Annotated in this window: 15 protein-coding genes; all 15 read right to left on the reverse strand. The window is 34.6% G+C overall.

What is annotated here, in order from left to right; all coding sequences use genetic code 11:
* Nucleotides 1-55: 55 nt before the first annotated feature.
* On the reverse strand, nucleotides 56-1,447 hold the full coding sequence (locus B0A66_RS07860; RefSeq protein ID WP_089049313.1) for an NADH-quinone oxidoreductase subunit N: 1,392 nt from the start codon (nucleotides 1,445-1,447) through the stop codon (nucleotides 56-58).
* Nucleotides 1,448-1,511: 64 nt separating this feature from the next.
* Nucleotides 1,512-2,951 (reverse strand): complex I subunit 4 family protein, encoded by a 1,440-nt coding sequence (locus tag B0A66_RS07865; RefSeq protein WP_089049314.1) that lies wholly within the window; start codon nucleotides 2,949-2,951, stop codon nucleotides 1,512-1,514.
* Between the two features lie 10 nt (nucleotides 2,952-2,961).
* Nucleotides 2,962-4,854: an NADH-quinone oxidoreductase subunit L gene (gene nuoL / locus B0A66_RS07870; protein WP_089049315.1), complete on the reverse strand. Its 1,893-nt coding sequence runs from the start codon at nucleotides 4,852-4,854 to the stop codon at nucleotides 2,962-2,964.
* Between the two features lie 6 nt (nucleotides 4,855-4,860).
* Nucleotides 4,861-5,181, reverse strand: a complete 321-nt coding sequence (gene nuoK, locus B0A66_RS07875; protein WP_017494599.1) for an NADH-quinone oxidoreductase subunit NuoK — start codon at nucleotides 5,179-5,181, stop codon at nucleotides 4,861-4,863.
* Nucleotides 5,181-5,720, reverse strand: coding sequence for an NADH-quinone oxidoreductase subunit J family protein (locus B0A66_RS07880; RefSeq protein WP_089049316.1), 540 nt, complete (start codon nucleotides 5,718-5,720; stop codon nucleotides 5,181-5,183). Before B0A66_RS07880 ends, nuoK begins: the two co-directional genes overlap by 1 nt.
* Nucleotides 5,721-6,266 carry a NuoI/complex I 23 kDa subunit family protein gene (locus tag B0A66_RS07885; protein ID WP_089049317.1) on the reverse strand — a complete coding sequence of 182 codons (546 nt, stop codon included), beginning with the start codon at nucleotides 6,264-6,266 and terminating at the stop codon, nucleotides 5,721-5,723. It lies immediately after the preceding gene.
* 160 nt (nucleotides 6,267-6,426) lie between these two features.
* Nucleotides 6,427-7,482, reverse strand: coding sequence for an NADH-quinone oxidoreductase subunit NuoH (nuoH, locus tag B0A66_RS07890; protein WP_089049318.1), 1,056 nt, complete (start codon nucleotides 7,480-7,482; stop codon nucleotides 6,427-6,429).
* A gap of 2 nt (nucleotides 7,483-7,484) precedes the next feature.
* Nucleotides 7,485-8,516: a 2Fe-2S iron-sulfur cluster-binding protein gene (locus B0A66_RS07895; protein ID WP_089049319.1), complete on the reverse strand. Its 1,032-nt coding sequence runs from the start codon at nucleotides 8,514-8,516 to the stop codon at nucleotides 7,485-7,487.
* 102 nt (nucleotides 8,517-8,618) lie between these two features.
* On the reverse strand, nucleotides 8,619-9,986 hold the full coding sequence (gene nuoF, locus B0A66_RS07900; protein WP_089049320.1) for an NADH-quinone oxidoreductase subunit NuoF: 1,368 nt from the start codon (nucleotides 9,984-9,986) through the stop codon (nucleotides 8,619-8,621).
* Nucleotide 9,987: 1 nt separating this feature from the next.
* Complete coding sequence (locus tag B0A66_RS07905; RefSeq protein ID WP_089049321.1) at nucleotides 9,988-10,518, reverse strand: complex I 24 kDa subunit family protein; 531 nt, start codon at nucleotides 10,516-10,518, stop codon at nucleotides 9,988-9,990.
* A 131-nt stretch (nucleotides 10,519-10,649) separates the two neighbouring features.
* On the reverse strand, nucleotides 10,650-11,888 hold the full coding sequence (locus tag B0A66_RS07910; RefSeq protein WP_089049322.1) for an NADH-quinone oxidoreductase subunit D: 1,239 nt from the start codon (nucleotides 11,886-11,888) through the stop codon (nucleotides 10,650-10,652).
* Between the two features lie 21 nt (nucleotides 11,889-11,909).
* Nucleotides 11,910-12,431, reverse strand: a complete 522-nt coding sequence (locus B0A66_RS07915) for an NADH-quinone oxidoreductase subunit C (protein WP_089049323.1) — start codon at nucleotides 12,429-12,431, stop codon at nucleotides 11,910-11,912.
* Between the two features lies 1 nt (nucleotide 12,432).
* On the reverse strand, nucleotides 12,433-12,981 hold the full coding sequence (locus tag B0A66_RS07920) for an NADH-quinone oxidoreductase subunit B (RefSeq protein WP_089049324.1): 549 nt from the start codon (nucleotides 12,979-12,981) through the stop codon (nucleotides 12,433-12,435).
* A 163-nt stretch (nucleotides 12,982-13,144) separates the two neighbouring features.
* Nucleotides 13,145-13,510: an NADH-quinone oxidoreductase subunit A gene (locus B0A66_RS07925; RefSeq protein WP_089049325.1), complete on the reverse strand. Its 366-nt coding sequence runs from the start codon at nucleotides 13,508-13,510 to the stop codon at nucleotides 13,145-13,147.
* Nucleotides 13,511-13,750: 240 nt separating this feature from the next.
* On the reverse strand, nucleotides 13,751-13,945 hold the full coding sequence (locus B0A66_RS07930; RefSeq protein ID WP_007137066.1) for a cold-shock protein: 195 nt from the start codon (nucleotides 13,943-13,945) through the stop codon (nucleotides 13,751-13,753).
* Nucleotides 13,946-13,979 lie beyond the last annotated feature (34 nt).

Below are 13,979 nucleotides of genomic sequence, written 5' to 3' on the forward strand. Positions count from 1 at the left end.
ACTTTTTGGGGCATGTTCAAAATGACGGCTTTACTTATATAATGATGTAAACTTTTTAGTTTAACAAGTCCAAAACTAATGATGGAAACAAACCTAAAGCAATATTCAAAACAATTGAAATTATAGCAATCGCATAAATAAGAACAGGTTTTCCTGTACGCTCTTCGTTTGGTTCTTTAGAGTACATTGCAAGAATTAGTTTAAAGTAGTAACCAACACTTATGATAGAGTTAATTACAGCAACGATTACTAAAGCAATATATCCAGCCTGAATTGTCTGATCAAATAAGAATAACTTAGCAAAGAATCCAGAGAAGATCGGAATACCTGCCATAGATAATAATGATCCGGTTAAGATAGCCGCTAATAATGGATTTGTTTTTCCTAAACCGTGAAAATTAGTAACATCTTCATTATCCTGATTTTTGCAAACATATAGAATAACACTAAATGCAGCAATTCCCGCTAATGCATACGCTGCTGTGTAGTACAATAAAACACCTGCAGATGTTGCAACAGTAAGTAATGTCATTAACATAAATCCGGCATGCGAGATTCCGGAGAAAGCAAGCATTCTTTTTACATTCACCTGACGCAATGCCATAATATTACCAACAGTCATAGAAGCTATGGAAACAATCACAACGATAGTTTCGAATGTTCCTAATAAATTTTGATTTTCTAAAGACGGAATTAAATTTAACTCTGAAATTAATTTAAAAAGAGTTGCAATAGCAATAACTTTTGCCAAAGTACTCATTAATGCTGTAGTCAAAGCTGGAGAACCTTCGTAAACGTCCGGAGCCCAGAAATGAAATGGTACCGCTGCTACTTTAAATAACATACCAACAATCATTAAGATCATTCCAATTGGAAACCAAATTGGTAATTCAGCAGAAAGAGAGCTTTGGTGAATCTCAGCTACGTCAAAACTTCCCATAGCACCGTAAATCAAACAAATTCCAAACAAAATAATTCCTGATGCAAATGATCCCATCAAAAAGTATTTCATACCTGCTTCGTTACTTTTTAAGTTTAATCTTTCGCTGGCTGCTAAAACATAAAGAGCGATAGAAAGGATTTCAATTCCTAAGAAAAACATAGCCAAATTTCCAAAAGAAACCATTGCTACACCTCCAGCCAATAAAAATATTTTTATAGCAATAAAATCGGAGATTTTAGTTGGGTGCTTTTCATAAAAATTATGACTTAGAGCTACCAGAAAAATGGTTAGAATAATAAATAATGATGAAAAAGCAGTAGAGAATTTACTCACTGTAATCATATTATTATAATAACTTTCTGTAGATCCAAATTCAGAAAAATTAAGTGCAAGCACCGCCAATAATCCCACGATTGTAACTGGAACAATGGCCTTTCTTAAATTAAGAATTTCAAATAATAGGCAGAAAACACCTAATCCTATAATAGCTATTAATGTATTCATTTTTGTTTTTTTGATTTAGGAAATCTAAAACTAATGATGCCCTAATTTATTTTTATTTAAAATATTAATTCTTACTGATAACGTTTAGAATTGTCTCTAAACTTGGTGTAATCAAATCTGTAATTGGTTTTGGATAAAATCCGAAGAATAATAAAACCGCAATAATTACAACTAATGAAATTCCCTCGTTAACAGAAACATCAGCAAACGTTTTTGAGTTCGTTTCTCCCAACATTACTCCTTGGAACATTTTAAGCATATAATACGCTCCTAAGATAATTGTTGTTCCGCCTAAAATAGCAAACCAGATATTGATTTGAGAAAGACTGTATAAAACAGTAAACTCTCCAACGAAATTAAAAGTACTTGGTAAAGCAACAGAAGCCAAAACCAAAATTAAGAACATTGACGTAAACTTTGGTGATTGTATACGAATACCGCCTAATTGAGCAATTTCTCTTGTTTCGAATCTTCTGAAAATGATTTCGGCAGCAAAAAATAATCCTACCACAACAAAACCGTGTGCGATCATTTGTAAAACAGCTCCGCGTAAACCATCAATAGTCAACGTATAACTTCCTGCAGCAATTAGTCCAACGTGAGCTAATGAAGAATAAGCCAATAATTTTTTAAGGTCTTTTTGTCTTAAAGCTACAATAGAACCGTAAATTACTCCTGCAATTCCTAAAGCAATAAAGATATTCATGTATTCTTTTGCAGCCAAAGGTGCAATTGGCAATTGCCAACGAATAACACTATAAAGTCCCATTTTTAGCATGATACCAGATAAAAGCATAGTTCCAACTGTTGGTGCTTTTTGGTATACATTTGCCTGCCATGTATGAAAAGGAATAATCGGAATTTTAATTGCGTACGCTAAGAAGAAAGCAAGGAATATCCAAAGTTGTTCCGTTGCTGATAAATCTACTTTGTATAGATCTTCGATTAAGAAACTGCCTGCTTTTGTATACAAATAGATAAAAGCTGTTAACATGAACAATGATCCTGCAAGTGTGTAAATAAAGAATTTTACAACTGCTTTTCTGCGTTCGTCAACATCACCATTACCCCAGATAAGAGCAATAAAGTAAATAGGAATAAGAGCCAATTCCCAAAAGATATAATATAAAAGTCCGTCTGCGGCAAGGAAAGTTCCTGTCATTGCAAACGCCATAAATAAAATCAAAGCATAGAATCCTTTAGCATTTTTGTATTCATTCCCAAAAGAAGAAAAAATGATAATAGGAGTTAAGGCAACAGTTAGCAACAGCATTGAAATCGCAAGACCATCTGCGTTTAATGCAAATGAAATTTTTGGCTGTGTAATCCAGGCATTGATCAGACTGATGTTTTCACCGGCATTAAAATGACTTAATAATACCAAAGAACAGCCTAAAGCAGCCAAACTAAAGAACAAAGCTACTTTTGAAGCTAGTTTGTCACCAACAAAATAAGTGGCAAATGCACCAATTAAAAGAATAATTAATATAAGAGAAACGTTCATAGTTATTAAATTATTGAGCTAAAAATATATACGAAACAATGGCGCAAAGACCTAAAACAAAAGCAAACAGATACAATCCAATACTTCCGCTTTGTAGTTTTTTACCTTGATATCCTATCTCATTGGTTACTTTTCCTAATCCGAAAACAAGAGCTGAAAGACTTGTTTCAACATAGTCTCTAAAGAATCTTGATATTGCGTTTACAGAACGAACAAATACAGCATCGTAAAACTCGTCTACATAATATTTGTTATATAAAACTTTAGCAATACCAGTAATATTTTCGTCTGCTTCAGGAACATTATCTTGTTTAAAGTACTTGATGTAAGCAATAAAGATTCCTAAAAGTCCACCTACAACGGCAACTCCCATCAAAGCATATTCTGTAGCGCCTAAATGATGTGCTTCGCCTGATGCTTCTGCAAAAAGTGGTGCTAAATAGCTATTTAACCAACTATTTCCAGGTAAGCTAATCAATCCTCCAAAAGTAGCTAAAACAGCTAAAATCATTAAAGGAAAAGTAATTAAACCATCACTTTCATGTAAATGATGTTTTTGTTCTTCAGTTCCTCTAAAGTCTTTAAAGAAAGTAAGGAACATCAATCGGAACATATAGAATGCTGTCATAATAGAAGCAACAGATCCAATTACGTATAAAGGAATACTTCCGTGGAAAGCAGTTAATAAAATTTCATCTTTAGAGAAGAAACCAGAGAAAAACGGTACTCCTGAAATAGCCAATGAAGAAACTAACATTGTCCAGAAAGTAATAGGCATTGCTTTACGCAAACCACCCATTTTACGCATGTCCTGCTCACCATGTAAACCGTGAATTACAGAACCTGAACCTAAGAATAAACAAGCTTTAAAGAAAGCGTGTGTGATTACGTGAAATACAGCTACTTCATAAGCTCCTAAACCTAAAGCAAGGAACATTAATCCTAATTGAGAAACTGTAGAATAAGCTAATACCTTTTTAATATCGGTTTGAACTAAACCAATAGTAGCCGCTACTAATGAAGTGATAGCTCCTACGATAGCAATAATATTTTGTACTTCCGGAGCAAGATCAAAAACAAAGTTTAATCTTGTGATCATAAAGATACCCGCAGTTACCATCGTTGCAGCGTGAATCAAAGCAGAAACAGGAGTTGGTCCCGCCATCGCATCAGGTAACCAAGTGTATAACGGAATTTGAGCAGATTTACCACAAGCTCCAATAAACAAGCATAACGCCGCTATTCCAAGTAATGGTAAGTTTAAAGTTGAAGCTTCTTTTGCTGCCGCAACAGCAGTTTGTAATGTTGAGTAGTCTAAAGTAGAAAACATAGAACCAATAATGAACATTCCGATCAAAAGACCTAAATCTCCAATTCTGTTCATGATGAAAGCCTTTTTTGCTGCATCATTGTAATCCTGGTTTTTATACCAAAATCCAATTAATAAATACGAGCAAAGTCCAACACCTTCCCAGCCAATAAACAATACTAATAAGTTACTTCCAATTACAAGCGTGATCATGAAGAAAACGAATAAGTTCAGGTAAGAAAAGAACTTATGCATGTTTTCGTCATCATGCATGTAACTGATAGAATATATATGAATCAAAGATCCGATACCGGTTACAAACAGTAACCAAAGTACAGACAACTGATCTAATAAAAATCCAAGATTGATAGAAAAATTACTAATCTGAATCCAGTCAAATAAAGTTACTTGAATGGCTTTTTGAGTTTGAGTAATTTGATTGAAAAAGAAAAGAGTTACAAGAAATGAAACTACAACAGATGCAGTTCCAATGATACCTGAAACCGTTTTTCCTAAACTTTTTCCAAAGAAAACATTGATTAAAAATCCTAAAAAAGGAGCTAATACTAAAACTAGAGCTAAATTGGTATCCATTTTTATTTATCCTTTTAAATTTTTTAAATTATCGATACTAATCGAACCTAAATTTCTAAAGATCGAAACTAAAATAGCCAATCCAACTGCAACTTCTGCTGCAGCAACAGCCATAGAGAAGAATACAAAAACTTGTCCTTGTGCATCTTGATGATACGTTGAAAAAGCAACAAATAAAAGGTTAACAGCATTCAACATGATTTCGATAGACATGAAAACGATAATAGCATTTCGTCTGTACAATACACCAAAAATACCAATACAGAAAAGTACAACACTTAAAAAGATGTAGTTTTCGATACCTATTTGATTTAAGATATTACCCATTATTTATTTAATTTTTCTTTTTTAGACAATAATACAGTTCCAATCATCGCAACCAAAAGTAAGATTGATGCAAATTCGAACGGAACCATATATTCGCTCAATAATATTTTACCTAATACATCTATAGATTGGAAATCTTCTCCAGTAGAATCGTAAGCCCCAACAATTGGTTTTGAGTTGATGAAGATTGTAATCAATACAATACAAATCAAACAAAAAGAAACAATTGCACCTAAACGTGTAATTCTTGGTTTATGAACTTCGCGTTGCTCATTGAGGTTCATCAACATGATCGTAAATAAGAACAAGATCATAATGGCACCGGAATATACGATAAGATGTACGATAGCTAAAAATTGTGCATTCAATAATAAATAGTGTCCTGCTATAGAAACAAAACAGATTACTAAATAGATCGCACTATGAATTGGGTTTCTGCTGAAAATAGTTAAAAAAGCAGTTATAACCGTTATGAACGCTAAGAAACAAAATATAATTTGTACAGTAGTTGCGTTAGCAAAATCAGGAATATGTATCATTTAGTTAGCGTTTTTAAGTTGAGCATTTTTCATAGCCATTTCTAAAGGCATCACTAATTTGTCTTTTCCAAAAATAAAATCCTCTCTTTCGTAACTTGCAGGAACCAATACTTTCGAAGTGGTCAAATAAATTGCATCTTTTGGACAAGCTTCTTCACAAAGACCGCAAAAAATACAACGTAACATATTTATTTCGTAAATAGAAGCATATTTTTCTTCTCTGTACAAATGTTTTTCATCAGCTGTACGCTCAGCAGCTTTCATTGTAATAGCTTCTGCAGGGCATGACAATGCACATAAACCACAAGCTGTACAGTTTTCACGACCTTGCTCATCACGTTTTAGCATGTGTTGACCACGATAAACCGGACTCATAGTTCGCACTTGTTCCGGGTAATGAATGGTAACTTTTTTTCTAAAAAGATGTTTAAGCGTAATTGCCAAACCTTTAACAATTGCTACAAGATATAATCGCTCCCAAAAAGTCATCTCTTTATTAGAGACCATCTTTTTTCTACCCGACAATGATATAGTTTCTATTGACATTTTTAATGTATGATTTATAATTTACAATTTGAGTTTGAAGTCAAATCTAAAATCTATTTTATTTTTTGTTTGAAGCTAATCCTGCTATTCGCTGTATCTTTTATGGTGAACCCCACCATAAAAGGATGCCGCTGCTATCAGGGCTAGGACTCTCGGTTTATTAAAATCCTAAAAAGACAGCAATTTCGCTTCTTAAAATTACAATACCTGTTATCATGATATTAACGATAGAAAGCGGAATTAAAATTCTCCATCCTAAATGCATTAATTGATCGTATCTGAATCTTGGAATCGTCCAACGTACCCACATGTAAAAGAATATGAAGAAACATATTTTTACAAACAGCGCAGCAATTCCTAATAAGTTACCAATATTTACACCAACATGCTCTACAATATATTGCATTCCAGGATAATTGTATCCACCAAAAAACAATACAGAAATAATAGTAGCAGAAATAAACATACTCGCATATTCAGCAAATAAATAGAATCCCATTTTCATAGAAGAATATTCAGTATGGTAACCACCAATTAACTCAGATTCACATTCTGCTAAATCGAAAGGTGTTCTGTTAGTCTCTGCAAAAGAGCAGATTAAGAATATTAAGAAAGATAACGGTTGGTAGAAAACATTCCAGTTCATTCCTGATTGCTGTATTGTAATCTCTTTTAAACTCATTGTTCCCGTCATCATCAATAAAGCGATCATTGATAATCCCATTGCGATTTCATAAGAAACCATTTGCGAAGCTGCACGAACAGCTCCCATTAATGAGAATTTGTTGTTAGAGGCCCATCCACCAATCATGATTCCGTATACTCCAACAGAAAGTACTCCAAAAATGTATAATAAAGCAATGTTTATATCAGTTGCCTGAAGAAGAACATCTCTTCCAAATACATGAAGTCTGTCTCCCCAAGGAATAACAGCGCTGGTCATTAATGCCGTACTCATAGCAATAGCTGGACCAACAATGAATAAGAATTTGTTAGGTGTGTTTGGGAAAAATTCTTCTTTAGAGAATAATTTCATACCATCTGCAAGAGGTTGTAATAATCCTCCCCATCCGGCACGGTTAGGTCCTACACGATCCTGAAGAAAAGCCGCAACTTTACGTTCAGCCCAAGTAGAATACATCGCCATAATCATAGTGATGGCAAAAACTATCACAATTACAACACTTTTCTCTATAATAAATACATTATCTACCATCGTTAAGAATTTTTGTTGTTATTGTTTAATGGAATTTCAGCCATACTAATTTTTTTACGGTCGATATCTCTACCTAAAAGAATATTCTTTTCAGTATCGATTTGTACTTTTTCTAATTTTTGAACGTAGTTATTTTGATTGATAACAGAATCTTTTTCAAATTCTCTTGGACCTTCAATAACCCAGTCATTTACATCTTTATGTTCAAAACGACAGCTGTTGCAAATGAATTCTTCCACTTCATGGTACTCATCTTTACGACCAGTAACACGTTGAATTTCTCCTCCAAACATCCAAACAGTCGTTTTTCCGCAACATCCAGGAGTAGTACATTCTCTGTGTGCATTGTAAGGTTTGTTGAACCAAACTCTTGATTTAAAACGGAATGTTTTATCTGTTAATGCTCCAACAGGACAAACATCGATCATGTTTCCAGAGAATTCATTGTCGATTGCTTTTGATATACCTGTCGAAATATTAGCGTGATCTCCACGATCTAAAACTCCGTGAACTCTGTTGTCTGTAAGCTGATCTGCAACTTGTACACATCTTTGACATAAGATACAACGGTTCATATGTAGTTGAATATTTGGACCAATATTTTCCGGTTCAAATGTTCTTTTTTCTTCAATAAAACGTGATTTTGGGTTTCCGTGCTCAAAACTTAAATTTTGAAGATCACATTCTCCAGCCTGATCACAAATAGGGCAATCAAGTGGGTGATTGATCAATAAAAATTCAGTTACAGATTTGCGGGCTTCTGTTACACGATCAGAAGATTTACTGTTCACTTCCATTCCGTCCATACATCCTGTTACACAAGATGCCATTAATTTTGGCATTGGTCTTGGATCAGCCTCGCTACCTTTAGAAACTTCAACTAAACAACAACGACATTTACCGCCGCTGCCTTTTAATTTTGAGTAATAACACATGGCTGGCGGAACTAAATCTCCACCAATCATACGTGCAGCCTGCAGGATCGTTGTTCCTGGCTCTACGTCTATACTTTGACCGTCTATGGTTACTTTCATCTTTGCTTTGTTTTTTTAGTTTCAGGTTTAAAGTTTCAGGTGGTGTACTTGAAACTAAAAAAACTTGAAACTTGAAACTATTTTAAACTGTTTTAAACTGTTTTAAACTGTTTGTTTGCCAACTAAATGTTTTACTTGCGAAAACGGTTCAGCTACAAAATGATCTCTGTGTTTTATTTTTTCCGGGAAACGAACGTGGTATTCGAATTCATCTCTAAAGTGACGGATTGCTGCGGCTACCGGCCAAGAGGCTGCGTCACCAAGCGGGCAAATCGTGTTACCTTCGATTTTACTCTGAATACTCCATAATAATTCGATATCTTCTTCACGGCCCTGACCGTTTTCGATTCTCCATAAAATTTTCTCCAACCATCCTGTTCCTTCACGGCAAGGTGTACATTGTCCGCAAGATTCGTGGTGGTAGAAACGGGCAAAATTCCAAGTGTTTCTAACTACGCAGGCAGTATCGTTATACACGATAAATCCACCTGAACCTAACATCGATCCGGTAGCAAAACCTCCATCACTTAAAGATTCGTACGTCATTAATCGGTCTTCGCCATTTGCTGTTTTAAAAATTAATTCAGCAGGTAAAATCGGCACTGAAGATCCTCCTGGAACAAATGCTTTTAAAGGTCTGCTTGAAGACATTCCTCCTAAATATTCATCAGAATTCATGAATTCATCAACACTTAAACCTAATTCAATCTCGTAAACTCCCGGATTTTTTATGTGTCCTGAAGCAGAAATTAATTTAGTTCCTGTTGAACGTCCTAGACCAATTTTAGCGTAATCATCACCTGAATTGTTGATGATCCAAGGCACAGCTGAAATAGTTTCTACATTGTTTACTACTGTTGGGTTTGCCCAAAGTCCTGAAACCGCAGGAAATGGTGGTTTGATACGAGGATTTCCTCTTTTACCTTCCAGAGATTCAATAAGTGCAGTTTCTTCTCCACAAATATAAGCTCCGGCTCCACAGTGAACATGAAGTTCTAAATCGTAACCTGTTCCTAATATATTTTTTCCTAACCAGCCGGCAGCTTTAGCTTCGGCGATTGCTCTTTCTAAGATTTTGAAAACCCACATATACTCTCCACGAATGTAGATATACGATAGGTTAGCGCCCAGAGCAAAACTTGAGGTAATCATTCCTTCGATCAATAAGTGAGGAATATATTCCATCAAAAATCGATCTTTGAATGTTCCTGGTTCAGACTCATCAGCATTACAAACCAAATGTCTTGGTCTTCCTGATTTTTTATCAATAAAGCTCCATTTCATTCCTGCCGGGAAACCAGCACCACCACGACCACGAAGACCTGATTTTTTTACTTCTTCAACTACTTCGTCCGGTGTAAGGGTTTTTAAAGCTTTTTCTACAGAAGCATAACCACCATTTTGGCGATATACCTCGTAAGTTTTAATACCCGGAACATTGATTTTATCTAATAATATTTTTTTTGACATCTTATTTATCGTGTAATATTATTTTATCATCTTTACAATCAGCGATTAACTGATCTATCTTTTCTTCTGTCAATTTTTCTTTGTAGAAATCACCTAACTGCATCATCGGAGCATATCCGCAAGCACCTAAACATTCTACTCCGGCAATAGTAAACATTCCGTCTGGAGTTGTTTCACCCATTTTAATGCCTAATTTTTCAGAAGTATAATCCATTAAATTTTCAGCACCATTTAAACAACAACAAGAGGTCTGGCAAAATTCAAACATGTATTTTCCAATTGGTTTTTGATTGTACATGGTGTAGAAAGTAACTACTTCATATACCTCAATTGGTTTGATGTTTAAGATTTCAGCAACTTTATCCTGCAACTCCGTACTTAACCAGTTATTGTGAGCATCCTGCACTTCATGCAGAACAGGCAATAAAGCTGATTTTCTTTTGTCTTCAGGATAATGACTGATTAACTCATTGATGCGGTTCATCAATGCTTCAGTCATATTTATTTCTTGTTTGTAATGTTTTCTTTCCATTCTTAATTTTAGATTTTAGATTTCTGATTTTAGATTTTTCAATCTCCAACCTATAATCTACATTCTACAAATCTTTTATTAGACTTAAACTTTGAATCTGAATTCTAAAATCTAAAATCTAAAATATTTTTTTATGCGTCCAGTTCTCCTGCGATAACATTTAAACTTGATAGAATAACAATTGCATCTGATAACAAAGCACCTTTAATCATTTCAGGATAAGCTTGGTAATAGATAAAACATGGTCTTCTAAAGTGTAATCTATATGGAGTTCTGCTTCCGTCAGTAACTAAATAGAATCCGATTTCTCCATTTCCACCTTCAACAGGATGGTAAATTTCTGCAACTGGTACAGGAACTTCTCCCATTACAATTTTAAAGTGATAAATTAGAGATTCCATTGAATTGTAAACATCTTCTTTTGGAGGAAGGTAATAGTCAGGAACCTGAGCATGATATTCGTTACCAGCCGGCATTTTATCTAATGCCTGACGAATAATGCTTAAACTCTCCCAGATTTCTGCATTACGTACACAGAAACGATCATAAGTATCTCCTGATTTTCCAACAGGAACAATGAAATCGAAATCTTCGTAAGAAGAGTAAGGGTGAGCAACACGAACATCGTAATCAACTCCGGCAGCACGCAAGTTTGGTCCTGTAAATCCGTAAGCCATTGCCTGCTCTGCAGAAATTGCACCTACATTTACAGTTCTGTCAAGGAAAATTCTATTTCTTTCGAATAAGTTTTCAAACTCTTTCCATGCAGCTGGAAAATCTTTAAGGAAAGTGTCTAGTTTCTCAAAAGCGGCTGGAGACCAGTCTCTTTCAAATCCACCGATTCTTCCCATATTTGTAGTCAAACGAGCTCCACAAATTTCTTCGTAGATTTCGTAGATTTTTTCTCTAAATTGAAAAACATACAAGAAACCAGTATATGCACCAGTATCTACACCAAGGATTGAATTACAGATTAAGTGATCGGTAATACGAGCCAATTCCATTACGATAACTCTTAAGTATTGAGCACGTTTAGGTACTTCAATATTTAATAGCTTTTCTAAAGTCATCCACCATCCCATATTGTTAATAGGAGAGGAGCAATAGTTCATACGGTCAGTAAGCGGTGTAATTTGATAAAAAGGACGATTTTCGGCGATTTTTTCAAACGCTCGGTGAATATAACCAATCGTAGGTTCTGCTTCCAGGATTCTTTCACCATCCATTAATAGGATGTTCTGAAAGATACCGTGTGTAGCCGGGTGAGTTGGTCCTAAATTCAGAACCGAAAGTTCACTTCCGTCTTCATTTAGTTTCTCCTTAATTATTTTAGCATAGCGATGCTCTGGTGGTAATAATAGTTCTGACATTTTATAATGTTGAATTATTTTTTAGCAATTTGTTGTTGTTCTTCCAAAGAATCTGTCGTCTTTATCCGTTCTTCCGCTGTCTTCCATCGGGAATTCTTTACGCATTGGGAAAGAGACCATTTCATCCATATTCAAAATACGTTTCAATTGAGGGTGACCAATGAAGTTCACGCCGTAGAAATCGTACGTTTCTCTTTCCATCCAGTTTGAACTTAAGAAAATATTTGAAATAGATTTTATTTCCGGTTTTTCGCCGTTAAGATATACTTTGATTCTAATTCGTTTGTTTTCGTACCAATTGTGTAAATGGTATACTATTGCAAACTGACGATCTATTTCGTTATCCGGATAATGAACTCCGCAAAGATCTGTTAGAAAATGAAAACGTAAATCAGCATCGTTTTTCAAGAATAGTATTAGAGCGGTGATTTTGTCAGCAGATGTTTCTACTGAAAATATATCTCTCTCTTCCTGAAAGTTGAAAACACTTGAGCTAAATGTTTCGGTAAGTTTATCTTGTATTTGGGTGTTTTCTAAAGCCATCTTATGAAATATTATATGAAGCTAATAATTCTTGGTATTCCGGAGAGCTTCTGCGTCTTACAGACTCGCTTTTTACCAATTCTTGTAGTCTCATTACACCATCTACAATTTGTTCCGGTCTTGGCGGGCATCCTGGTACGTAAACGTCAACCGGGATAACTTTGTCAATTCCTTGTAAAACAGAATACGTATCAAAGACTCCTCCTGATGAAGCACATGCTCCAACAGCAATAACCCAGCGAGGTTCAGCCATTTGTTCGTAAACTTGTCTTAAGATTGGTGCCATTTTTTTAGAAATAGTTCCCATTACCAATAACATATCTGCCTGACGAGGAGAGAAACTCACACGCTCAGAACCAAATCGTGCTAAATCATAATGTGAAGCCATTGTTGCCATAAACTCAATTCCGCAGCAAGATGTTGCGAATGGTAAAGGCCAAAGAGAATTCGCGCGTGCCAAACCTACTACATCATTAAGTTTTGTAGCGAAGTAACCTTCACCAACAACACCTTCAGGAGGGGCAACCATGTTTATATTTGAATCGCTCATTTTAATTTAGATTTTAGATTTCTGATTTTAGATTTTGAAAATCCTGAAAACCGAAATCAATATTTAAAAAAATCAATATTATATTTTTAGAAATCAATATCTCAAATCTAAAATTCTAAATCAAAGCAATCTAAAATTTAAAAATCTGAAATTTATAATTTCTTTATTCCCACTCTAGTGCTTTCTTTTTGATGATGTAGAAAAATCCAACCAAAAGAAGTGACATAAAAATAATCATTTTTAGCATTCCTTCGATACCCAATTCTTTAAAATTTACTGCCCAAGGATAAAGGAAAATTACCTCTACGTCGAACAATACAAATAAGATGGCTACAAGGAAATATTTTACTGAAAATGGAATACGTGCATTACCAACAGATTCGATACCGCACTCAAAGTTTTTGTCTTTAATTTCAGAAGTTCTTTTTGGTCCTAATTTTCCAGAAACAATGATAGTTCCAACAACAAAACCTACAGCCAAAATAAGCTGCATTAAAATAGGAAGATAACTGTATTGATCAGATTGCATATCGTGGTGTTTTTACATGAAAAAATGAAACACAAAGATAGGTTTCAAGTCTGTAAATCACAAGCTAAAAAAGGATTTAAGTGGGGTGTGAAAGAGGGTTTGAGGGTAATTTTTATTGATTATAAATAACAGGCTTGTTTTTTAGGTTTTTTTTAAGATTTGAGCAAAAAAAAACGTCTCGAAATAAATCGAGACGTTTGAACCATTCAGAGGCAAAAAAAATAAATTGCTATATTTTTCTTAGATTACTGCTACTTTAGCAGCAACTTTCCCTTTTCTTCCTTCTTCTTCTTCATAGCTTACACGGTCACCTTCGCGTAATTCTTCCGCGTTAATTCCTGAAGCGTGAACGAAGATATCTTTTCCTGTTTCTTCGTCTGTAATGAATCCATAACCTTTAGATTCATTGAAAAATTTTACTGTACCTGTACGCATTGTAATTGTAATAATAATTTATAATGAAGCAAAT

The sequence above is a fragment of the Flavobacterium hercynium genome, assembly GCF_002217285.1.
Lineage (GTDB): Bacteria > Bacteroidota > Bacteroidia > Flavobacteriales > Flavobacteriaceae > Flavobacterium > Flavobacterium hercynium.